The organism is Cobetia sp. 10Alg 146 (genome assembly GCF_029846385.1).
GTDB classification, from domain to species: Bacteria; Pseudomonadota; Gammaproteobacteria; order Pseudomonadales; family Halomonadaceae; genus Cobetia; species Cobetia marina.
In genome coordinates this window covers 186,571-210,000 of the sequence record NZ_JARWKT010000009.1, presented here as the reverse complement: position 1 = coordinate 210,000, position 23,430 = coordinate 186,571, and the positions used below count along the sequence as shown (strand labels likewise).

Annotated in this window: 17 protein-coding genes and 1 rRNA gene (1 of these 18 only partly in view); 4 read left to right on the top strand and 14 right to left on the bottom strand. The window is 63.8% G+C overall.

Annotated features, from left to right (window positions below):
• From QD172_RS15385 to QD172_RS15340, 10 genes are all read right to left on the bottom strand, one after another.
• Nucleotides 1-134: ribosomal RNA gene (locus QD172_RS15385) — 16S ribosomal RNA — on the bottom strand; it reaches 1,407 nt to the left of the window's first position.
• 495 nt (nucleotides 135-629) lie between these two features.
• Entirely contained in the window at nucleotides 630-2,525 is a 1,896-nt protein-coding gene (locus QD172_RS15380) for a M48 family metallopeptidase (protein ID WP_279856212.1), read from the bottom strand.
• A gap of 70 nt (nucleotides 2,526-2,595) precedes the next feature.
• Nucleotides 2,596-3,189: a LemA family protein gene (locus tag QD172_RS15375; RefSeq protein WP_279856211.1), complete on the bottom strand. Its 594-nt coding sequence runs from the start codon at nucleotides 3,187-3,189 to the stop codon at nucleotides 2,596-2,598.
• Between the two features lie 189 nt (nucleotides 3,190-3,378).
• A complete protein-coding gene (locus QD172_RS15370) occupies nucleotides 3,379-4,998 on the bottom strand; it encodes a bifunctional 2-methylcitrate dehydratase/aconitate hydratase (protein WP_279856210.1) in 1,620 nt (539 codons plus the stop codon).
• A 204-nt stretch (nucleotides 4,999-5,202) separates the two neighbouring features.
• Nucleotides 5,203-6,471, bottom strand: a complete 1,269-nt coding sequence (gene prpF, locus QD172_RS15365) for a 2-methylaconitate cis-trans isomerase PrpF (protein ID WP_279856209.1) — start codon at nucleotides 6,469-6,471, stop codon at nucleotides 5,203-5,205.
• Nucleotides 6,468-9,170, bottom strand: a complete 2,703-nt coding sequence (gene acnD, locus QD172_RS15360) for a Fe/S-dependent 2-methylisocitrate dehydratase AcnD (protein WP_279856214.1) — start codon at nucleotides 9,168-9,170, stop codon at nucleotides 6,468-6,470. Before acnD ends, prpF begins: the two co-directional genes overlap by 4 nt.
• A gap of 67 nt (nucleotides 9,171-9,237) precedes the next feature.
• Nucleotides 9,238-10,395: a 2-methylcitrate synthase gene (prpC, locus tag QD172_RS15355; RefSeq protein ID WP_279856207.1), complete on the bottom strand. Its 1,158-nt coding sequence runs from the start codon at nucleotides 10,393-10,395 to the stop codon at nucleotides 9,238-9,240.
• Nucleotides 10,396-10,577: 182 nt separating this feature from the next.
• Nucleotides 10,578-11,489 carry a methylisocitrate lyase gene (gene prpB / locus QD172_RS15350; RefSeq protein ID WP_077379313.1) on the bottom strand — a complete coding sequence of 304 codons (912 nt, stop codon included), beginning with the start codon at nucleotides 11,487-11,489 and terminating at the stop codon, nucleotides 10,578-10,580.
• A 73-nt stretch (nucleotides 11,490-11,562) separates the two neighbouring features.
• A complete protein-coding gene (locus QD172_RS15345; RefSeq protein ID WP_084209281.1) occupies nucleotides 11,563-12,342 on the bottom strand; it encodes a GntR family transcriptional regulator in 780 nt (259 codons plus the stop codon).
• A 370-nt stretch (nucleotides 12,343-12,712) separates the two neighbouring features.
• The gene (locus QD172_RS15340; protein ID WP_084209282.1) at nucleotides 12,713-13,585 is read right to left on the bottom strand and encodes an alpha/beta hydrolase; all 873 of its coding nucleotides are present in this window, start codon (nucleotides 13,583-13,585) and stop codon (nucleotides 12,713-12,715) included.
• A gap of 242 nt (nucleotides 13,586-13,827) precedes the next feature.
• On the opposite strand from QD172_RS15340, the gene pabB reads away from it, so the two are divergent.
• Both pabB and QD172_RS15330 read left to right on the top strand, forming a co-directional pair.
• Entirely contained in the window at nucleotides 13,828-15,279 is a 1,452-nt protein-coding gene (gene pabB, locus QD172_RS15335; RefSeq protein WP_279856205.1) for an aminodeoxychorismate synthase component I, read from the top strand.
• 215 nt (nucleotides 15,280-15,494) lie between these two features.
• A complete protein-coding gene (locus tag QD172_RS15330) occupies nucleotides 15,495-16,121 on the top strand; it encodes a phosphoadenosine phosphosulfate reductase family protein (protein WP_077379306.1) in 627 nt (208 codons plus the stop codon).
• A gap of 97 nt (nucleotides 16,122-16,218) precedes the next feature.
• Here the strand turns inward: QD172_RS15330 and cysB are convergent, their stop codons facing one another.
• Complete coding sequence (cysB, locus tag QD172_RS15325; RefSeq protein ID WP_077379304.1) at nucleotides 16,219-17,190, bottom strand: HTH-type transcriptional regulator CysB; 972 nt, start codon at nucleotides 17,188-17,190, stop codon at nucleotides 16,219-16,221.
• A gap of 176 nt (nucleotides 17,191-17,366) precedes the next feature.
• Here cysB and QD172_RS15320 point away from each other — a divergent pair, with 176 nt between their 5' ends.
• A complete protein-coding gene (locus QD172_RS15320) occupies nucleotides 17,367-18,143 on the top strand; it encodes a sulfite exporter TauE/SafE family protein (protein ID WP_077379302.1) in 777 nt (258 codons plus the stop codon).
• Between the two features lie 251 nt (nucleotides 18,144-18,394).
• Nucleotides 18,395-18,718, top strand: coding sequence for a thioredoxin (gene trxA / locus QD172_RS15315; RefSeq protein WP_043333971.1), 324 nt, complete (start codon nucleotides 18,395-18,397; stop codon nucleotides 18,716-18,718).
• A 158-nt stretch (nucleotides 18,719-18,876) separates the two neighbouring features.
• On the opposite strand, the gene QD172_RS15310 is transcribed toward trxA, so the two are convergent.
• The 3 genes from QD172_RS15310 to QD172_RS15300 form a co-directional block, all read right to left on the bottom strand.
• On the bottom strand, nucleotides 18,877-20,109 hold the full coding sequence (locus tag QD172_RS15310) for an AI-2E family transporter (RefSeq protein WP_254696415.1): 1,233 nt from the start codon (nucleotides 20,107-20,109) through the stop codon (nucleotides 18,877-18,879).
• A gap of 375 nt (nucleotides 20,110-20,484) precedes the next feature.
• Nucleotides 20,485-22,296 carry an acyl-CoA dehydrogenase C-terminal domain-containing protein gene (locus QD172_RS15305; protein WP_279856204.1) on the bottom strand — a complete coding sequence of 604 codons (1,812 nt, stop codon included), beginning with the start codon at nucleotides 22,294-22,296 and terminating at the stop codon, nucleotides 20,485-20,487.
• A 323-nt stretch (nucleotides 22,297-22,619) separates the two neighbouring features.
• Nucleotides 22,620-23,384, bottom strand: a complete 765-nt coding sequence (locus tag QD172_RS15300; protein WP_136938983.1) for an SDR family NAD(P)-dependent oxidoreductase — start codon at nucleotides 23,382-23,384, stop codon at nucleotides 22,620-22,622.
• Nucleotides 23,385-23,430: the final 46 nt, after the last annotated feature.

Here is a 23,430-nt window from a genome sequence, read left to right as displayed (position 1 = left end):
GGCAGATTCCCATGCATTACTCACCCGTCCGCCGCTCGACGCCTTCTAGCAAGCTAGAATCGTTTCCGCTCGACTTGCATGTGTTAAGCCTGCCGCCAGCGTTCAATCTGAGCCATGATCAAACTCTTCAGTTGAAAGCTTGATAGTCTGTTAAGCAGACCAAACTTGGTTCAGAGTCAAACTTCTCGTGAGAGGCTTGCTCCGATATTTGGTGACCTTGTCACCACTCATCGGCAAGCGCTCACACGAATTACCTGATCAAATTTTTAAAGAGCGTCGCTGTTAAGCGAGGAGGCATATTCTATCCGGAACGCTTGAGAAGTCAAGCACTTGATGATGAGTCAATCGACTGCCTCTAAGCATCATCCAGCGGTGAGGAGCGTTGCCCGATCACCTGTTCCGTAAGGAGTGCGGCGTATTCTAGCGAATCGCCCGGGATTGTCAATCGATGATTTGGAAGCGGACTTCAAAAACATCAAACAAAACAATCACCTGCAAACCTCTTTCACCGCTGGTAACGCCATGCGTCCCCGGCAGCGGATGCGTACTTTACGCACGATCCGGGCTGAGCACAAGGGCTTTTTCAAGAGATTGTCATCACGCTGTCACGGACGTGGCCACTCAAGGCGTCATCCTTCCGCCGGCCGGGATACCGGCTGCGCCCGCCATCCGCCACGAGACTGCGACTGCGTCTCGAGAGCGGCTTCCAGGCGTGCTTCCGGCAGCTGCATGACGCGCGCCAAGAGTGTCAGCAAGGCCACCTCTTCATCGGCCAGTGTCTGATCGGCATGCACTATCTGAGCAAGCGCCGCGAACCAGCGTTGCTTGTCCATGGGGCGCAGGTGCGCCAGCTGCGTGAGATGACGGCAGCGCAGCGCAGGGTTATCCCCACCCGGCTGTAACTGCGGATACTCCAGCGCCAGACCAAGTTCCGCACTGGCGTCCAGGAAGATGTCCTTGCGCAGTGCTTCATCGTCGATGAGTCCGACCATCAGCACGAGCCAGTGCTGACAGGCCGGCTGGCATTGCTGCAGGGCCAGCGAGTCGCTCTTGCGATCGATCCGCGGGTCCAGTGATTCCAGCAGCAGTTGCCATAGACACCAGACGAACATGTCCTGTGGGGGTGTCTGCGCCTTGAGCATGCGATGCGCGCGCTCATCCGCTTCCCGCCAGCGCGGTATCAACCGGTTGAGCAAGGGGATCCACTCGACCCGCGGCAAGGACTCGAGCCTGCGCCGCGCCTCACGCACGCGCTTGCCATCCAGCCAGTCATGCTGACGCTCAAGCTCGGTGAGCCAGACACCGCGTGTGGTCAGCTCCGAGGGCGCGATCATCGCCACCACCAGCTGCGGGCAGAGAAACCTCGACAGCGTCAGGCTCTCGAGTTCTCCTCGTGAGCGCGAGAGCTCCCCCATGACCGCCGCGCCGGCGATACCCGCCATGACCCCGCCAAGCACGTCTGCCCCGATGGGGCCCTGCTGCTCGAAGGTATGCACCGGCTGCTGGCGCGCACTCAGATACTGCCGGTCCCAGCGAGGTTCCAGGCGCTTGATGCGTTCATCCAGCGGAGGATGCGAGTCGAACCAGCCTGTCAGCCATGGCGGGCGCGCTTCGACGAAGAAGAGATGGTTGTAGGTCATGGCGCGCGGATGCTGGATACGCCCCTGCCAACCCATGCCACCGATACGCTTGAGGGCCGAGGCGATGCCATCCGGGAAGCGGGTCAGGCGCACCGCACTGGCATCGGCGAGATATTCGCGTGAGCGAGCGACCCCGCGCTGCAATAGTCGCCCTCCCAGCCCGCCGAGACTGCCGAGCAACCACAGCGCCACACCCACCAGCATCAGCTGTGGCATGCCGCCTTTCCTGTCGGAACCGGAGGAGCGCGCCCTGCCCAACACGAAGCCGATGCGCCCTGCCCCCATCAGGAAGCGCCCCGCCTCGGAGAGAAACACCAGGCCGTGGACTGCACTCGCCAGACGCAGGTTGAGGCGGATATCGCCATTGGCGATATGGGCGAACTCGTGAGCGACCACGCCCTGCAGCTCGTTGCGATCCAGCTGCTCCAACGCCCCGCGACTCAGCGCGATCACCGCATCATGTGGCCGATAGCCCGCCGCGAAAGCATTGATCATCGCCTCATGCGGCAGCAGGAACAGCTGCGGCGTGGGCAGGTTGGCGGCAATCGCCATCTCTTCCACCACATTCAGTGCCCGTCGCTCGCTCGAGTCCTGCGTCTCGACATCCACCAGCTTGCCACCCAGGCGTGCGGCCACCATCGCACCGCCCTGCTGCAGACGCCGCAGCTCACGCGCGGCGACCAGTGCATTGCACAGGAAGATGATGCTCGCCACCGGCCAGACATACTCAAACGTCGTGGTGGCCGGGCGCCCCAGGAAACTGCTGATCGCGACATGCACCACGGCGCCGGCGGCAAGAGACACCACCAGCGACATGGCCGTGAAGGCCAGCAGCAATAGCCGCGTTCGACGACGCGCACTGTCCTGCTCGTGATAGAAATTCATTCGCGCTCGCCATCTATCCTGTCAGGATCACAGCTCAAGACCGCTGCGAGAGAAGCATCCGTCGGTCGGCTCATGAGAAGCTGACATCGGGGGCCTGACGAATCTTCACGTTGTCATCGAAGGCCAACAGGCCTGCATCACTGCGGTGACCGAAGGTCGGTGCGAACATCACCTGCGGGAAGCTCTGGCGGTAGACGTTGTAGTCGGTGACGGCATCGTTATAGGCCTGACGCGCGAAGGCGACGCGGTTCTCGGTGGCGGTCAGCTCTTCCATCAGGTCGCTCATGGTCTGGTCGGCCTTGAGCTCCGGATAGGCCTCGACCACCACATCCAGCTTGCCCAGACTCGCCGCCAGCCCCTGCTCGGCGCCGGCCAGACTGGCCAGCTTGTCCATGCTGCCGGGGTGCGCCGCTGCGGCATTCAAGGCGGCCATTGCCTTGTTGCGGGCATTGATCACTTCTTCCAGGGTGCCACGCTCATGGCTCAGATAGCCCTTGGCCGTCTCGACCAGATTGGGAATCAGGTCGTAGCGCCGCTTGAGCTGTACCTCTATCTGCGCGAAGGCATTCTCGAAGCGCGCCTTCAGACTGACCAGCTTGTTGTAGATCGAGATCACGTAGATGACGATCAGCGCGATTCCGCCCAGCAGCAGAAATGTTTTCATGAATGCGTCCCCTTGTAATGAAGCCTCTGCAATGAAGACTCGGCAGGCGTTGCCCCGCTCTTCGGCGAGTCTTTGCAAGCGCCTCTGTCGATCGTCCTGTGCAATCCGCTTCCAGTTTACCCATACCGGATGACGGCAACAGTCAATTGGATGACTGATTGCCAACGGGACATCATGCGGCTGGCAGCCTCACGGCACCCAATGCGCCATGAACTCGTGCACGGGCAGTGCGTCGAGTCGTTCGCGATCGGCCAGCAACGCCATCAGGGTGTCGCAACGCGAGGGCGGGAAACAGGTGGCCAGATTGGCCCGACACTTGTCCTTGAGCGGAACGAGCGACGCTTCACGCCGCCGGCGATGTCCCAGCGGGTATTCCACCGTCACCTGCTCGGTGGCACTGCCATCGCAAAAGACCACCCGCAGGGCATTGGCGATCGAGCGCTTGTCGGCTTCCAGATACTCGCGGGTGAAGCGCACCTCTTCCTTGACGATCATCCTGTCACGCAGCCGGTCGATCTCCGGGTGAGCGGCATGGAAGCCATCTTCATAGTAATCCGCGTTCAACTCCCCGAAGATCAGCGGCACCGCGACCATGTATTGCAGGCAGTGATCGCGGTCCGCCGCATTGGCGAGCGCGCCCTGCTTGGAGATGATGCGGATCGCCGATTCGTGGGTGGTGATCTCGATGCGCTCGATCTCCTCGAGCCGGTCGCGCACCTCAGGATGGAGCTGGATGGCGGCCTCTGCGGCGGTCTGGGCATGGAATTCGGCCGGAAAGGAGACCTTGAAGAGCACGTTCTCCATCACATAGCTGCCCAGAGGATGCGCCAGCGTCAGACGTCGCTCGCCTTCAGGCTTGAGGGCGAGATCGCGGTTGCCATGACTGAAGGAGACATCATTGAAGCCCCACTGCGGCGCACTGAGGGCGCCGGGGACGCCCATCTCGCCACGCAGGGCGATGTCCGCCAGCCGCACGCCGCGTGAGGTGGCGTCCCCCGCCGCCCAGCTCTTGCGCGAGCCCGCGTTGGGCGCATGGCGATAGGTGCGCAGGCTCTGGCCATCGACGAAGGCGTGCGACAGCGCCGACAGCAACTGCTCACGATTCGCCCCCATCAAGCGCGCCGTCACCGCGGTGGTCGCCACCTTGACCAGCATGACATGGTCGAGACCGACGCGATTGAAGCTGTTGTCCAGCGCCAGCACGCCCTGGATCTCGTGCGCCATCACCATGCTCTCCAGCACATCGCGCATCACCAGGGGTGGCTTGCCCTGCGCGACACGCTGGCGCGAGAGGTGATCCGCCACCGCCAGAATGCCGCCAAGATTGTCCGAGGGATGCCCCCACTCCGCCGCCAGCCAGGTGTCGTTGTAATCCAGCCAGCGGATGGTGCAGCCGATATCCCACGCCGCCTTGACGGGATCGAGACTGAAGGCAGTGCCAGGCACACGCGCACCATGCGGCACCACGGTCTCGGCCACCAGCGGCCCGAGATGCTTGGTGCATTCCGGGAAGCGCAGCGCCAGGATGCCGCAACCGAGGGTATCCATCAGACACAGACGAGCGGTGTCCATCGCCTCTGCCGAGGGACCTGATCGTTCGTGCTTGCCGGCCCGCTCATCCACATCCGCATCCACATTCGAATCCGTATTCGCGACAGGGGGATCGTTGCAATACCCCAGCACATAGTCGGCGATCTGCTGAAGCTCCGGGTCATAGTCCGGGCGCTGATTGGCGCTGGCCTGACTTGTACTGGCTTGAGTGGCGCTGAGACGGCTTTCATCCGTCTGTTCAGAGGATGGCGTGCTCATACATGACCTCCTGTCGTGGATCGTCTTTGCCCGCATGCGACTCCCGTCACACCTGTACTTCCCCCCACTACCTGCACACATGCCACAGAGACGCGAAAGCCGGCCCTCTGCACATGCATACCAGGCCGGCTTTCATCGAGATGCCGCAGGAGGGATATCAAGAGGGATATATTGACAGTAGACCATCGCCTGCCAATGCCGGCGCTAGCGCATCAAGGTCTCCGCCGGCACCCGCACCCAGCCTTCCATCAGGATACGCGCGCTGCGACTCATCACCGCTTCACTGACGGTCCACTCGCCCTCGCCTTGCTGGCCATCACTGACCTGGCCTGTCTCTGTCTGCCGATGGGCACTCGCGCCGACCCTGAGCGTGCCGGAGGGGTGTCCGAAGCACACCGAGTCACGCGCCGCGCCAGTCTGCCCGGCCCCAGACTCAGCCTCGGCTGCGCCAGCGGCGGCAAGATTGACCAGCGTGCCGGGTACCGCAGCCGCCGCGGCAATGGCGACAGCCGCGGTGCCCATCATGGCGTGGTGCAGCTTGCCCATCGACACGGCGCGAATCAGCACATCGATCTCGCCTGCCTTGATCTCCCGGCCGCTGGAGACGACGTGATCCACCGGCGGCGCCACGAAGGCGACCTTGGGGGTGTGTTGGCGCGTGGCCGCCTCAGCGAGATCCTTGATCAGTCCCATGCGCAGTGCGCCGTGGGCGCGCAATGTCTCGAGGCGCGCAAGCGCCTCGGCGTCCGAGTTGATCGCCTCCTGCAGCTCGGTGCCCTGATAGCCGAGGTCGCGGGCATTGACGAAGATGGTCGGGATGCCGGCGTTGATCAGGGTCGCCTGGATCTGCCCGCCAGCGGCCACCGATTCCGGCACCTCCAGCGCATCGACCACATTGCCGGTGGGGAACATGCTGCCCTCACCCGCGGCGGGATCGCGGAAGGCGACCGCCACTTCGGCGGCCGGGAAGGTCACGCCATCCAGGGCGAAGTCGCCGGTTTCCTGGACGCGCCCTTCGCACATCGGCACCCGCGCGATGATGGTCTTGGCGATGTTGGCCTGCCAGATGCGCACCTCGGCGATACCATCACGCGGCAGGCGCTCGGCCGGCACCAGGCCCTTCTCGATGGCGAAGGGCCCGACCGCCGCCGAGAGGTTGCCGCAGTTGCCGCTCCAGTCGACGAAGGGCGAGTCGATGGAGACCTGGCCGAACAGGTAGTCGACGTCGTGATCCGGCTGTTCGCTGCGACTGATGATCACCGTCTTGCTGGTGCTGGAGGTCGCGCCCCCCATGCCGTCGATCTGCTTGGCGTAGGGGTCGGGGCTGCCGATCACGCGCAGCAACAGGGCGTCACGCATCGGGCCCGGCACCTGCGCCGCTTCCGGCAGTTCATCGCGCAGGAAGAACACGCCCTTGCTGGTGCCGCCACGCAGATAGGTGGCGGGAATCCTGAGCTGTGCCTGCTGGCTCATGCTGGTACCCCCGCGGCCTTCTCATCCGGAGTCTGTGAGTTGAGGAAGTCCTCGGCGAAGCGTTGCAGCACACCGCCAGCGGAGTAGATGGAGACCTCTTCACGGGTATCGAGGCGACAGGTGACCGGTACATGTTCGACCTGCCCTGCCTTGTCACCCGCAGTTCGCTCGATCACCAGCGTGAGCTGGGCACCTGGTGCTGGCTCGCCTTCGACGGCGTAGATCTCGCTGCCATCCAGCGCCAGTGTCTTGCGCGTGGTACCGGCGGCGAACTGCAGCGGCATCACGCCCATCCCCACCAGGTTGGTACGGTGGATGCGCTCGAAGCCTTCCGCGACGATGACTTCGACCCCCGCCAGCCGCACGCCCTTGGCCGCCCAGTCACGTGACGAGCCCTGGCCGTAATCCGCGCCGGCGACGATGATCAGCGGTTGCTTGCGCTGCATATAGGTCTCGATGGCCTCCCACATGCGCACTACCTTGCCTTCCGGCTCCAGACGCGTGAGCGAGCCCTGCTTGACCTCGCGCTTGCCGTCTGCCCCTTCCACCACCGCCATCTCATTGATCAGCTTGGGATTGGCGAAGGTGGCCCGCTGTGCAGTGAGGTGGTCCCCACGGTGGGTGGCGTAGGAATTGAAGTCCTCCTCCGGCAGGCCCATCGCGGCCAGATACTCGCCCGCCGCACTGCTGGCCATGATGGCATTGGAGGGCGACAGGTGATCGGTGGTGATGTTGTCCCCCAGCACCGCCAGTGCCCGCATGCCGGTGAGCGTCGGCGCGCTGGCCAGGCCGCCTTCCCAGTACGGCGGACGACGGATGTAGGTGCTCATCTCGCGCCAGTCATACAGGGGACTGGTGGAGGCATCGCGGTCGTCTCTGGCCTCGAACATCGGGATATAGACCTGACGGAAGTGGTCCGGCTTGACGCTGGAGCCGACGATGGCGTCGATCTCCTCGTCGCTCGGCCACAGGTCCTTGAGCATGATCGGCGAGCCGTCCGGCGCATGCCCCAGCACGTCCTTCTCGATATCGAAGCGGATGGTGCCGGCGATGGCGTAGGCGACCACCAGCGGCGGCGAGGCCAGGAAGGCCTGCTTGGCGTAGGGGTGGATACGGCCATCGAAGTTGCGATTGCCGGACAGCACCGCGGTGGAATAGAGATCGCGCTCGATGATTTCCTGCTGGATCGCCGGGTCCAGGGCACCGCTCATGCCGTTGCAGGTGGTGCAGGCGAAGCCGACGATGCCGAAGCCGAGCTGCTCGAGTTCCGGCAGCAGTTCCGCTTCTTCCAGATACAGCTGCACCGCCTTGGAGCCCGGCGCCAGCGAGGTCTTGACCCACGGCTTGCGCGTCAGTCCCAGCGCATTGGCGCGCCGAGCCAGCAACCCTGCGGCGATGACGTTGCGCGGGTTGGAAGTATTGGTGCAGCTGGTGATGGCGGCGATGATCACCGCGCCATCCGGCATCAGGTCACGCCCGTCCTCGTCCTGCTCATGCTCGACCACGCCGGAGATGCCGCGCGCGGCCAGCTCGCTGGTCGGCACGCGACTGTGCGGATTGGAGGGCCCCGCCAGGGTGCGCACCACCGAGGACAGATCGAAGATCAGCTCACGCTCATATTCCACCGCGCCCTCGATATGGCCGGTCTCATCTGCCCACAGGCCAGTCTCGCGTGCGTAACGCTCGACCAGCGCGATGTTCTCCGGCTCGCGGCCGGTCAGGGTCAAGTAATCCAGCGTCTGCTGGTCGATGTAGAACATCGCCGCCGTGGCGCCGTACTCCGGCGTCATGTTGGAGATGGTGGCGCGATCACCCAGCGTCAGGCTGGCCGCGCCTTCGCCGAAGAATTCCAGATAGGAGGAGACGACCTTCTCGGCGCGCAGGAATTCGGTCAACGCCAGCACGATATCGGTGGCGGTGATGCCCGGCTGCGGGCGCCCGGTGAGGCGCACGCCGATGATGTCGGGCAGGCGCATGTAGGAGGCACGCCCCAGCATCACGCTCTCGGCCTCCAGCCCACCGACGCCGACGGCGATCACGCCCAACGCATCGACATGTGGCGTGTGGCTGTCGGTGCCCACCAGGGTATCCGGGAAGGCGACCTGATGGCCCTTTTCATCGGCGCGCGACTCGATCACCGGCGACATCCGCTCCAGATTGATCTGGTGCATGATGCCGTTGCCCGGCGGGATCACGTCGATGTTCTCGAAGGCCTGACGGGTCCAGTCGATGAAGTGGAAGCGGTCCTCGTTGCGACGCTCCTCGATGGCGCGATTCTTGGCGAAGGCATCCTTGTCGAAGCCGGCATGTTCCACCGCCAGCGAGTGGTCGACGATCAACTGGGTCGGCACCACCGGATTGACCTTGGCCGGGTCTCCGCCGCGCTCGGCGATGGCGTCACGCAGGCCGGCCAGGTCGACCAGCGCGGTCTGGCCGAGGATGTCATGACACACGACGCGCGCGGGGTACCAGGGGAAGTCGAGATCACGGCGGCGTTCGATCAATTGCACGAGGCTGTCACGCAACTGATCCGGCGGGCAGCGACGCACCAGGTTCTCGGCCAGTACGCGTGAGGTATAGGGCAGACCGGCGTAGGCGCCGGGGGCGATGTCTTCCACGGCGGCACGCGCATCGAAGTAGTCGACCGGGGTACCCGGTGACGCCGTGCCAGGCAGGGGTTTGCGATACTCGGTATTCATGGGCATCCGGACTCATCAGGCGATCAGGAAAACGATCGGCCAGCACGCTGACTGGCCGAGGAAAGGGTCAGTCGCGCTGCTCGATGGGCAGCCAGTCGCAATGCTCCGGGCCGGTGTAATCGGCGCTCGGGCGGATGATGCGATTGTTGGCGCGTTGCTCGAAGACATGCGCCGCCCAGCCGGTCAGGCGTGAACAGACGAAGATCGGCGTGAACAACTTGGTGGGAATGCCCATGAAGTGATAGGCGCTGGCGTGAAAGAAGTCGGCGTTGCAGAACAACTTCTTCTCGCGCCACATCACGGCTTCGACGCGCTCGGAGACGGCGTAGAGCTGAGTATCGCCCACATCGTCCGCCAGCTTGCGTGACCACTCCTTGATGATTGCATTGCGCGGGTCACGCTCACGGTAGATGGCGTGGCCGAAGCCCATGATCTTCTCGCGGCGTTCCAGCATGCCGAGAATCTCGCGCTCGGCTTCCTCCGGTGAGCGCCAGTGCTCGATCATCGCCATCGCCGCCTCGTTGGCACCGCCATGCAGCGGCCCGCGCAGCGAGCCGATGGCTGCCGTCACGCAGGAGTGCAGATCCGACAGCGTCGAGGCGCAGACACGTGCGGTGAAGGTCGAGGCATTGAATTCGTGCTCGGCATAGAGGATCAGCGAGGTATTCATCACCGCGGCATGCAGCTCGCTGGGGGCTTCGCCATGCAATAGGTGCAAGAAGTGCGCGCCGATGGAGTCGTCATCGGTCTCGGTGTCGATGCGCACGCCATCATGGCTGAAGCGATACCAGTAATTGATGATCGACGGGAACACCGCCAGCATGCGGTCGGCCTGGTCGGACTGCTCATCGAAGCTCTCTTCCGTCTCCAGATTGCCGAGCATCGAACAGCCGGTGCGCATCACGTCCATCGGGTGAGCGCTGGCCGGAATCTGCTCAAGTACCGCCTTCAGGGCGTCCGGCAGACCCCGCAACCCCTTGAGGCGTGCAATATAGGCATCCAGCTCCGCCTGATTGGGCAACTTGCCCTTGAGCAGCAGATAGGCAACTTCCTCGAAGGCTGCGTGACTGGCGAGGTCTTCCAGGTCGTAACCGCGATAGCGCAGACCGGAACCGGACTTGCCGACGGTGCACAGCGCCGTCTCACCGGCACTCTGGCCGCGTAGACCACTGGGGGCGCTGGTGCTCGAAGTAGCGGTGGTCGGATTGGCGATGGTATCTGACATGGCGTGATCTCCTTGGCAGTGACGTCATTGAGTTGTTCTTTTTCTTGTAGGGCATAAAGCGTCAAGCCCCTCGCCGGCCAGGCGTCTGCCAGCGAGGGAGAAACGGTCGGGCCGAGAGTGCCGGCCCGTGAAGCCGATGACCTCCAGAGGCGAGACATGGCGTCCGTCTCGAGCGTCTGGCATCAATCCTTGCGGCTTTCGGCCTCGAACAGGGTGTCCAGCTTCTGCTCGAAGGTGTGGTAATCGAGGAAGTCGTAGAGCTCCATGCGGGTCTGCATGTCGTCGACGACATCCTTCTGATCACCCTTGTCGTGGATGTTCTGGTAGACCTTGAGGGCGGCGGCGTTCATGGCGCGGAAGGCAGACAGCGGATAGAGCACCATCCGGCAGCCGACATCGCCCAGCTCGCGCTGGTTGAACAGCGGCGTGGCGCCGAATTCGGTGATGTTGGCCAGGATCGGCGCGTCGACGCCCTCACAGAAGGCACGGTAGTCCTCGAGGGTATGCACCGCCTCGGCGAAGATGGCGTCGGCACCGGCTTCGACACAGGCGTTGGCACGTGCGACGGCGGCTTCAAGCCCTTCCTTCTGGAAGGCATCGGTGCGCGCGATCAGATAGAAGCTGTCATCACGACGCGCATCGGCAGCGGCCTTGATGCGATCTACCATCTCCTGGCTGGAGACGATGGCCTTGTTGGGACGGTGTCCACAACGCTTCTGGGCGACCTGGTCCTCCAGGTGCACGGCAGCCACGCCGGCACGCTCCATCTCCTGAATGGTGCGCGCGATGTTGAAGGCGCCACCCCAGCCGGTATCGATGTCCACCAGCAGCGGAAGCTCGCTGGCGGCGGTGATGCGACGCGCATCTTCCAGCACGTCATTCATGCTGGTCATGCCCAGATCCGGCAGACCGTAGGAGGCATTGGCCACGCCACCACCGGACAGATAGATCGCCTGATGCCCGACGCGCTCGGCCATGATGGCGGTGTAGGCATTGATGGTGCCGACGATGGGCAGCGGACGATTGGCCTCCAGCGCCGCGCGGAAGCGGGCACCGGGGCTTGGCAGGGCGGTGGAACTCAGATGGCGTGACATGACATCTCCCGGGCTGGGCCCATGACGGGGTTGGAATTGTTCGGTCGGTTCAAGTCGTGAGCGGTGCGTCAGCTCACTCTTCGCCCTGCTCCTGCTTGAGCGTGGCGGCATAGCGGCGGGCGACGTTCTCCCGCGAGGCGCTGACATGGCGGCGCATCAGCAACTCCGCCAGTTCCTCATCGCCGGACTCGATGGCATCGACGATGCGATGATGCTCGACGAAGGCCTTCTGCGGGCGTGATCCACTGGCGCTGAACTGGGTGCGGTACATGCGCACCAGGTAATAGAGGTCATCACAGAGAATCGTCATCAGCATGTGGTTGTGGCTGCCGAGCACGATCTGATAGTGGAAATCGAGGTCGCCTTCCTTCTGGAAGTAGGCGGTACCGGTCTTGAGGTCCGACTGCTGTTCGTGGGTCTTGAGCACGCTGCGCAGCCGCGCGACCTCTTCCTGTGTCATGTGGCGTGCGGCCAGACGGGCGGCCATGCTTTCCAGTGCCTCACGCACATCGAACAGCTCCAGCAGCTCGGTCATCGAGAGCTTGACCACCCGCGCGCCGACGTGGGGCACGCGCTCGATCAGACGATGGACCTCGAGGCGGCGCATGGCCTCGCGCAGCGGTCCGCGCGAGATCCCGTAGGCCTGCGCCAGGCCGGGCTCGGTGATCTTGCTGCCCGGTGCCAGCTCGCCACGCACGATGGCGTCCTGCAATTGATGGAAGACACGCTCGGCCAAGGTGCGCACCTCGGGGGTCGCTGCCGTCGCGGAAGCGGTGTGACCTGCCTGCTCGGCAGTCGCGCCGCGCGCAAGGCTTCGAGCGGTGGTGGCATTGTGAAAGGCATCGGTGGTCATGGCGGTCAGGCAATCCGGCTGGCAAGGGACAGAGGCAAGGCAATGGCAGCGAGGGACTTTCAGCACCATTGTCGACAATCATTCACTGAATGCCAGACTAGCCAGCGCGCCTGTGTGGGTCAAGATGCAATCCGCCAAATCCTCTACACCTTTGGCGTTAGACACGGCTACCCTGCTGGAAAAATTGCTGTCAGAACAAGGTTGAAATGCCCTGAACCTCGTCATGCAAGCCAACCCGCCAGCACCGTCTGGCGGCACGGCAAGGCACGATGAACGGCACGAAAAACGCCCCGCCAGCGCAAGCTGACGGGGCGTTCGACTCTCGGCGACTCGCCCTTTCATCGGCAGGCTTGTCGACAATCCTCCAGATTTAGCCGAAGCTGAGCTCCGCGCCGATACGGCGGGGTTTCTGGAAGGGCAGCGAATGATCGGTGCCGGGGATTTCCAGCGATTGCCAGCCCGGATGACGTTCGGCCAGCAGCGCATGATAGTCACGCAGGGTCGTGGGGCTCTTGCCACCGACCATGCTGCGTACCTCGCCGCCTGCCGCCAGCACGTCAGCCAGCAGAGCCTCGCGGTCAATCTCGCGCACGGCATGCGTGACACAGTCCAGGGCATTGGCGAAGCCCAGATGACGATGCGCCAGGCGCGCCACCATCATGCGCTCGGCACGCGGGTTGCGCGTGCGATGCGGGGAAATGAGGTCGAGGAACGCGGTGATCCCCGCCTCGGGGCTTGCCGCCTCGCGCATCGCATGCGCAGCCTCGGCGTAGCCATCGCGCACCTGGATCATGGTGGCGTGGCATTCGCGCTCCAGCAGCGCCGGTTCCAGCAGGCTGATGTCGCCGACCTTCACCTCCGGGCGCTCGGCGCGCAGACGTTGGACGAGACGCATGGCGACCAGCCCGCCAAAGCTGTAGCCGATCAGGTCGAAATGCGTGATGCGCTGCGTCTCGATCAAGGCCATCACATCCTCGACCACCTGCTCGAGGGTGAAGGGAGGTTCACCGCCATCGGGTGACACCGTCTGCCCCATGCCGCGCAGGTCAGGAATGATCAGCTCGTCATGGGCCGTGAGATGCCCGACCAGCGGCGCCCAGGTCAGCGTGCCGGCCACCCCGGCGCCGTGCAGCATCAGCAAGCGACGCCCACCATTTGATTCACGACGCGTCAGACGCTGCCAGAAGAGGGTCTGGTCAGGACGTGACAGCAGATGTTGGCCATGTTCGAACTCGGGATGCATGCAGGGCTCCGGTAGGGTGCCAGGGGCTGGGCAAGCGACTGGGCAAGAGGACTGGGCGAACGTCAGCACACGCGTCGGGGCAGTCGTCGATGACGGCGCAGGGCGTTCAGAGGCAGGCACCTTAATCAGCGCACGGGAGAACGGCAAGCCAACAAGGACAGCCCATCATCGGAATCCGCACGCATGGGCGGACAAAACGCGTCTGGATGCCTAGAATGCCCTGTCCGCCAACGGAAGCTGTCATGACCATCTCGCTCGAAATCACTGCCCTGCCCTACGCCCTCGCCGCCGAGGACGAGGCCTCCACACTGTCGCGCTTCGCACGCCTGCGTACGCGCCCCGACGCCGTGCTGCTCGACAGCGGCCAGCCTTCACTGGCCGGCGGTCGCTTCGACATCATCAGCAGCGACCCGCTGGCCGTGCTGGAACAAGGCGCGCACGGCGGCAGGCTCACCGGCCCACTGCCGGAGTCGATGCGTGACCTGAGCCAGTTCAGTGAAGCATTGGAGCGCCTCGCGCGGCTGCCGGTGATCGAGGCCCAGCGCCAGCTGTTGACCCTGCTGCCGCAGACGCTGGCGGGCGAAGAGCTCGCCCAGTATGACCTGACAGCCGAGGACCTGCCGTTCATCGCCGGCCTGCTGGGCTACTGGAGCTATGACTTCGGGCGCGCACTCGAGACGTTGCCCGCCACGGCCGAGGACGACATCGCCCTGCCCTGGTCGCGGCTCGGTCTCTACGACTGGGCATTGATCAGTGATCATCAGCGTCAGCAGAGCTGGCTGATCGCCTCATCACAGCGTCGCAAGCAGGTGCTGGAATGGCTGGAGCAACCGGCGCCGAGCAGCGCCGACTTCGCCCTCGACACCCCCTTCGCGCCGCTGCTGGATCGCGCGGGCTACGGCGAACGCTTCCGCCAGGTGATGGAGTATCTGCACGCTGGTGACTGCTACCAGATCAACCTGACCCAGCGCTTTTCCGCCGATTGCAGTGGCGACAGCTGGGATGCCTACCTGCGTCTGCGTCAGGCCACGCCGACGCCCTATGCGGGCTATCTGAGCTGGCAGGACGCCAAGGGCGAGGAGATGGCGATCGTCTCCGTCTCGCCGGAGCGCTTCGTCGAGGTCAATCACCGCGCGGTCGAGACCAAGCCGATCAAGGGCACCCGCGCACGTGGCGCGACACCGGAAGAGGACGCCCGACTGGCCGCCGAGCTGCTGGCCAGTCCCAAGGACCGCGCCGAGAACGTGATGATCGTCGACCTGCTGCGCAATGATCTGGGGCGTGTCTCGGCACCGGGCAGCGTCAAGGTACCATCGCTGTGCGCGCTGGAGAGCTACGCCAACGTGCACCATTCCGTCAGCACCATCACCAGCACGCTGGAGGAAGGGCGCGATGCGCTGGATCTGCTCGGCGCCGCCTTCCCCGGCGGCTCCATCACCGGCGCGCCCAAGATCCGCGCCATGCAGATCATCGAGGAGCTGGAGCCGGTTCGCCGCAGCGCCTATTGCGGCAGCCTCGGCTACCTGGACATCCGCGGGCACATGGATACCTCCATCGCGATCCGCACGGCGGTGATCGCCGAGGGCCAGGTGCACCTGTGGGGCGGCGGCGGCCTGGTCGCCGATTCCGAGGAAGAGGCCGAATACCGCGAAAGCCTGGCCAAGATCCAGCGACTGATGGAAGCACTCGGCTGACAGACTGCGTTATAAGGCGTCATGAGCGCCATAACTCGATGGCATATAACGATCGAACGAATTCGTATTGGGGAAGCAGTGCCCGCCTTTGATAGGGTAGGCGCATTCCTGCACGTCTCCTTGAGCGCTACCCGCCTCTGCTGATGGCTTTCCCTGGCCATTGATCAGCCCTGCGCCCCGCTCCATCGGACGTGCCCTCGTTCTGGAGACTCCTCATGTCCGATACCTTCGATCTCGCCCGCATCAATGCCGAATTCGGCAACGACCCCGAAGCCCTGACTCGCTGGGCCCTGTCGCTGGACAAGCACGCCATCTGCACCACCAACTTCCGCCCCTTCGAGGCGGTGATCCTGCACATGGTGACGCGCTTCCGTCCTGACATCCCCATCGTGTGGATGGACAACGGCTACAACACCGATGCCACCTATCGTTTCGCCGATGAGGTGACGCGCAAGCTGAATCTGAATCGCATCATCTATCTGCCGCAGCGTACCCGCGCGCACCGTGAAGCCGTCGATGGCCTCACGCCGCATATCGATGACCCGCGCCACGAAGCCTTCACCCGCGAAGTGAAGCTCGAGCCCTTCGAGCGTGCCCTGCGTGAGCTGAACCCCGAGATGTGGTTCACCGCCGTGCGCGCCAGTGACACCGCCTTCCGTGCCGGCATGCAGCCGGTCTCGCTGAACGGCGATGGCCTGATCAAGGTCGCACCGGTGCTCCACTGGTCCTCCAAGCAGATGCACGAGTATCTGGTCGCCCACGACCTGCCCAACGAGTTCGACTACGTCGACCCGACCAAGGCGGAAGACAACCGTGAGTGTGGCCTGCACCTGGCGCACTGATCCTGTCGGCCACACGCAAAACGCCCGCCTCTCAGGAGGCGGGCGTTTTCATTTGCGCAAAGGCAGGTCAGGCGAGCGGCACTCAGCCCACCGGCACTCAGCGCACCGGCAGCTCGATATCGTGGAAGATCTCGTGCTCATGACGCGGGCCGGCGGCCAGTGCCGCCTCGACACGATCGCGTGTCAGGTGCGGCGCGAAGCGTTCGACGAATTCGAACATGTAGCTGCGCATGAAGGTGCCGCGACGAATGCCGATCTTGGTCGTCGAGCTGTCGAAGAGATGCGTCGCATCCAGCGCCACCAGGTCCTCGTCCGCCACCTCGTCCACCGCCATGTGCGCGACGATGCCGATGCCCATGCCCAGGCGCACATAGGTCTTGATGACATCGGCATCCGAGGCGGTCAGCACGACATTGGGTGCCAGGCCATGTGACTTGAAGGCATCATCCAGCTGGCTGCGCCCGGTGAAGCCATAGGTGTAGGTGACCAGCGCATAGCTGGCCAGTGTCTCGAGGGTCAGCTCCTCGCCATTGGCCAGCGGGTGATCCTTCGGCACCAGCACGCAGCGATTCCAGCGGTAGCACGGCAGCAGGATGAGGTCGTTGAACAGCTCCAGCGACTCGGTGCAGATGGCGAAATCGGCCTGCCCCTCACTGACCATGTTGGCGATCTGCTTCGGGGTGCCCTGCTGCATGTGCAACGCGACATCCGGGTACTTGCGCGTGAAATCGGCGATCACCGGCGGCAGGGCATAGCGTGCCTGGGTGTGGGTGGTGGCGATCGCCAGACTGCCACGGCGATCATCGCTGTGCTCCTGCGCGACATGCTTGATGTTCTCCACCGTGCGCAGCACCTGGCTTGCCAGCTCGACGATCGACTCACCCGCCGGCGTCACGCGCGTCAGATGCTTGCCACTGCGCGCGAAGATCTCGACGCCCAGCTCATCCTCCAGCAGACGAATCTGCTTGGAGATCCCCGGCTGTGAGGTATAGAGGCTCTGAGCGGTCGCTGACACGTTCAGATTGTGTCGGGTCACTTCCCAGATGTAACGCAACTGCTGGAGTTTCATGCGACTTCACTCTCCTGAGAAGCCCCGTCGACGCGGGAGAGCGCGACAGTGGCCCGGACATGGCCGTTCACCCTGCTAAGATGATCGGGCGATAAAATCATGAACAATGATTCCTTTCGGGAATATACAGTCAAGAGTAGATTGACGGCAGTAACCTGACAAGGGGTAGACAAGGGATGGATGTCACACAGCTGCTGCTATACGTACTGGCAGGCGCCGGAGTGGGCTTTGCGGTCGGTGTCACCGGCGTGGGCGGTGGCTCACTGATGACACCGCTGCTATTGATGTTCGGCTTTCCGCCGCATGTCGCGGTCGGTACCGATCTGCTTTACGCCGCCATCACCAAGGCCGGCGGTGCCTTCGCGCACCATCGCCAGGGGCATGTGGACTGGACCATCACCCGTCGCCTGGCCCTGGGCTCCATCCCCGCCGCGCTGGTGACCATCGGAGTGCTGCATGCCTTCTTCACGGACCCCACCGCCTACGCAGGCCTGATCAAGGGCATGCTGGGCGTGATGTTGATCCTCACCGCCGGCGTGCTGCTGTTCAAGAAACGCCTGTTGGGCCTGATCAGTCCGGAAAGCTTCATCGTGCGGCATGCGGCACCGCTGACCGTGCTGTCGGGCATCGTGCTGGGCGTATGCGTCACCCTGTCCTCCGTCGGCGCCGGTGCCTTCGGGGCGGCCGTGCTGATCATGCTGTTCCCGCTTCTGAGTACCGCACGCATCGTCGGCACCGATATCGCCCACGCCGTGCCACTGACACTGGTCGCAGGCCTGGGGCATCTATGGCTGGGCAATGTCGATTTCCTGCTGCTCGGCGCATTGCTGGTCGGCTCCCTGCCTGCCATCAGCCTTGGCGCACGCCTGACGCGCCACATGCCCGGCAGCCTGTTGCAGGGGCTGCTCACCACCCTGCTGCTGGGGCTTGGCATCCGCTACGCCTTCTTCTGATCCCGCCCTTCCTCTGCTGCTGCACGCGTAATCCAGACCAATGTCGCAGCAGGCAATCGTGATTGCCTGCTGCGTGGCTATTCCCTCCAACCAATAAAACAGCTATAAAAATACCAACGATCATAACCCCGTGCTATTGAGTCGATGGACAATGCCCATTTGTCAGTGATGGAAAGTGGCGCTACCATCGGACGCAGCCTGCATGTCCGGCAATGCCGCAGACAGCGAAACGAATCCCCTGGAGAAACAAGATGTCCAATCACGTCGATGTCACCGGCGCCAACTTCGAACAGGAAGTTCTCAACGCTGAAGCCCCGGTACTGCTGAAGTTCTGGGCGCCCTGGTGTGGCCCGTGCAAGATGATGGCGCCGGTCGTCGAGGAAGTCGCCAACGAGAAGGGCGAAGGCCTGAAGATCGTCAACGTCAATGTCGATGACGCACCGGAAATCGCCGCCGAGCAAGGCGTGCGTGGCGTGCCGACCGTGATCCTGTTCAAGTCCGGCGCCAAGGTCGCCTCGCTGGTCGGTGCCCAGTCCAAGGGACAACTGAGCCAGTTCATCGAGCAGAACCTCTAAACCGGTCCGCTCGAAGGTGGCTGCCCCGGCAGTCACCAGGCACGAGATGAACACCTGAAGGCCCCGTCACGCTCAACGTGACGGGGCCTTCTGCATTCCCTTCTGCATTCAGGGGGCGCGGGCTCATCGAGCCCGCGAAGACACGCCTTGCCGACGCGCTATTCCTCCGCCATGCGTCGGCGACGTCGAATGCGTCTGGCGGAGGGTCCCAGCAGGCGTGCCGCCCAGCGCGTGCCCGGGTGCGAGTCGAAGGCGATCTTGAGCGTCATGGTGATCGGCACCGACAACAGCATCCCCACCGGGCCGAACACCCAGCCCCACACCACCAGTGACAGGAAGGCGGCCAGTGTCGACAGCCCCAGCGTCCGCCCCATCACGCGCGGCTCGATCATGTTGCCGAGAATGAAATTGATCGCCAGGTAGCAGCCGCCCAGCATCAACGCCTTGACCGCCCCACCCTCCGGCATCACCAGCGTCAGCAATACTGCCGGCACCGCGGCCAGCGCCGACCCGATGTTGGGAATGTAGTTGAGGCAGAAGGCCAGCGTGGCCCACAGGAAGGCGAACTCCACATCCAGTGCCAGACAGCTGATGCCGACCAGCGCACCGGTCACCAGACTGATCAACGTCTTGACCGCCAGATAACGTCGCAGCGTCAACGAGAACAGCGTAAAGCGGCGCAGGCTGACATGCGGGCTGCGCAGAGTGGTGATCAGCTTGTCGCGCAGCGACAGGGCTTCGTACAACAGGAAGGTGGCCGTCAGCACGATGATGACACTGGAAGACAGCAGACCGCCCAGCCCGGTGAGCAGGTTAGGCACCCATTGCGTCAGCGATGCCGGATCCACCAGCTCACTGAAGCGCGCCGGCGCGATGGAGACGCCGTGGCCTGCCAGCCATTCCAGCATGCTCTGATACTGCTCCCGCAGACTTTCCTCCAGCTTGGGCATCTCATCGCTGAACAGGGTGAAGCGTGAGACCAGCAAGGCCGCCAGCGAGGAAAACAGGATGCAGACCGTCAGGATGACGATGGGCACCCCGAAACGCTGGCCGATACCGTGTCGGGCCAGCCAGCGCACCGGCGCATCACAGACCGCCGCGACAAACACCGCCATCAGCAAGGGGACCACCAGGTCTGCCGCCATCTTGAGGCCACCGATGATCACCACCAGCGCGGCCATGCCGACCAGCAGCGGATGGATCTCCAGCGCCTTGCGGACCTTGGGGACATGGCGAGAACGCCCGGAAAGCTCCAGCGCTTCCTGCTGACGCTCGTCTCGCGGCACCTGCATGCGTGCCACGGCCTCCTCGGCGGAAGTGCCTTCGCTGACACCGCTAGGCTCACCCACCATCATGTCATGCGCGTCGTCGCCGCCCTCACTGCTCGGCACTTCGGGCCTCGATGAGGCCTGCTCTGAGCGGGAGGACCGCCCTGACTCCTGCGCGGCATCTTCAGGGGTATCGTTAGCCTGCATCCTGCGCCACCTATCCTGTCAGTTACTGCAAATTGAGTCCCGCATGTCATCTCCCGCGCACTGGGAGGGACAGGCTGTCACTGCGACTATCTTGGGCGTCTGACCGTCACAAGCCAAGCGCAGGACACAAAGAGAAGAGAATGTTCTGCAGACCGGCGCGACCCGTGCAGGAATGACCCGCCACAAAAAAGGGGAGACCGAAGTCTCCCCGAGAAATCCGAGTCAGAGCGCACTGACTGGAGGCACATGATTGCCTGACAAACAGACCGAATTCAGCGTGTGGACGTGAGATCAGATCTCGAACCCGCTGCCGAAGCCCTCCACCGCAGGTGCCATCAGCGTCTCGCCGCCGGCACGAATCATCGCGGCATGCCCCTGGGTACGCGGCAGGATGCGCTGGAAGTAGAAGCGTGCGGTATCCAGCTTGGCCTGGTAGAAGGTCGCGTCCCCCGTGCCAGATGCCAGCGCTGCCCTGGCGGTCTCACCGGCACGCGCCCACAGGTAGCCCAGCGTGACGTAACCGGCATACATCAGATAATCGACACTGGCAGCACCGACCGCCTCGCGGTCCTGCATCGCTCCCATGCCCACCGCCATGGTCAGCTCACCCCATTCGCGGTTGAGCTCCGCAAGTGGCGAGGCAAATTCGCTGCCTTCGCTGGCCTGACAGAACTTGTGGATCTCCTTGGTGAAGACCTTGAGCGACTCGCCCTGGCTCATCAGGATCTTGCGTCCCAGCAGGTCCAGCGCCTGGATACCGGTGGTGCCTTCATAGAGCAGCGTGATGCGCGCATCGCGCACGAACTGCTCCATGCCCCACTCCTGGATGAAGCCGTGGCCACCGAACACCTGCACCCCATGGTTGGTCGCCTCGAAGCCGGTCTCGGTCAGGAAGGCCTTGACGATGGGCGTCAGCAGGCCCAACAGCGTGTCGGCACGAGTCTTCTCTTCGCTGTCCGACGCATTCTCGACAAGATCATTGAGCTGGGCGGCGTACATCACCAGCATGCGTCCGCCCTCGGCGATGGCCTTCTGGGTCAGCAGCATGCGCCGTACGTCCGGGTGCACGATGATCGGGTCGGCTGCCTTCTCCGGCGCCTTGGCCCCCGAGAGAGCTCGCATCTGCAGACGGTCCCGCGCATAGCTCAGCGCATTCTGGAAGCTGGCCTCGGCCAGCGCCACGCCCTGGATGCCCACGCCAAGCCGCGCGGCATTCATCATGGTGAACATGCAGGCCAGCCCCTTGTGCGGCGGGCCGACCAGATAACCGATCGCGGAGTCGAAGTTCATCACGCAGGTCGCGTTGCCGTGAATGCCCATCTTGTGCTCGATGGAGCCACAGCTGACACCGTTGCGCTCTCCGGCCTCGCCACTGGCATCCGGCAGGGACTTCGGCACCACGAACAGCGAGATGCCGCGTGAGCCTTCCGGCGCGTCCGGCAACTTGGCCAGCACCAGATGCACGATGTTCTCCGAGAGATCGTGTTCGCCGGCGGAGATGAAGATCTTGGTACCGCTGATGGCGTACCCCTTGCTGCCATCGGCGTCATCCAGTGGCACGGCGCGGGTCTTGATCAGCCCCAGATCCGTGCCACAGTGCGGTTCGGTCAGGCACATGGTGCCGGTCCAGCGGCCTTCGACCAGCTTGGTCAGATAGGTCTGCTTGAGCACCTCGCTGCCATGGTGCTCAAGGGCGTTCATCGCGCCATGTGACAACCCCGGATACATGCCCCACGAGAGGTTGGCGGAGGCGACCATTTCCGAGAGCACCATCGCCAGAGACGGCGGCAGGCCCTGGCCACCATGCTCCGGTGAGGCTGCCAGACTCGGCCAACCGCCCTCGACATACTGCTGATAGGCGGCCTTGAAGCCACGCGGCGCCTTCACCTCTCCCCCCTCGAAGGTACAGCCCTCGAGATCGCCCGACTGGTTGAGCGGCGTCAGCACCTCGTTGGCAAAGCGTGCCCCTTCCTCGAGAATCGCGCTGACGATGTCATCACTGGCATCTTCGCCACCCGGCAGGCGGGCGTAATGCGCGGGGTAGTCGAGCAGCTCATTCATCACGAAGCGAATATCGCGCAAGGGCGCCTGATAGTCCGGCATGCTGTACTCCTTGTGCCGTCGCGACGCGGCGGCGATGACCTGACACAGCCACTTCCGAGCATCTGAAAGCGGGAAATGGTGGCTATGCACATGAATGGGGGCGTGGCAGCGGGATCCTTTCGCGGGATCGACCCGACCACTATCAAACATTCGTTTGAAATTAGCGCCACCCCGATCGTCAGTCAAGCGATCGTTTGATCGTGGCCGTGAGACATTGGTGGCACGCGGACACAAAAAAGCCCGACCACTCATGTGGTCGAGCAATATCTCCCCCAGAGATTCCTTGCTTTCAGGTCGTCGTGCGTGATCGCGAGACGGCAGGCTCAGGCCATGCGGATGCTGCCGTCGAGACGGATCACTTCCCCATTGAGCATGCCGTTGGTGATGATGTGTTCGGCCAGGCGAGCGAATTCATCGGGCCGCCCCAGGCGCTTGGGAAACGGAACGGCCTCGCACAGCGCCTCGCGAGCAGGCTCCGGAATGCCTGCCATCATCGGTGTCTCGAACACGCCAGGGGCAATCGCCATCACGCGAATGCCGTGACGCGCCAGTTCGCGTGCCATCGGCAGGGTCATGCCTGCCACCCCGGCCTTGGAAGCACTGTAGGCACATTGCCCTATCTGGCCATCGAAGGCCGCGACCGAAGCGGTATTGAGAATGATGCCGCGCTCTCCGTCTTCCCCCTCGGCCACATTGCGCGCCATGCGGGCCGCCGCGAGACGCGCCACGTTGAAGGTACCGCTCAGATTGATGGCAAGGGTCTTCTCGAACCCTTCCAGCGGCGCCGGTGCCCCCTCGCGATCCACCAGCTTGGCGACGCTCACCACGCCCGCGCAGTGGATCACGCCATGAAGGGCTCCGAAGCTCTGCTCGGCGACATCCAGCGCCGCGCTCACGCTCTCGGAATCGGTGATATCGCAATGACAGAAGCGTGCCGACGCACCGAGTGCCGCGGCATGCTCGCGTGCGGCCTCGGAGATGTCAGCCAGTACGACGCGTCCACCGGCGGCCACCAGACGGTCCGCTGTGGCAGCCCCCAGGCCGGAGGCGGCACCCGTGATCAGGAAGCAGTGCTCGGCAATCTTCATGCATGACTCTCCAGATGGCACCCGGCGCATCCGCTGCCGGGTCGTT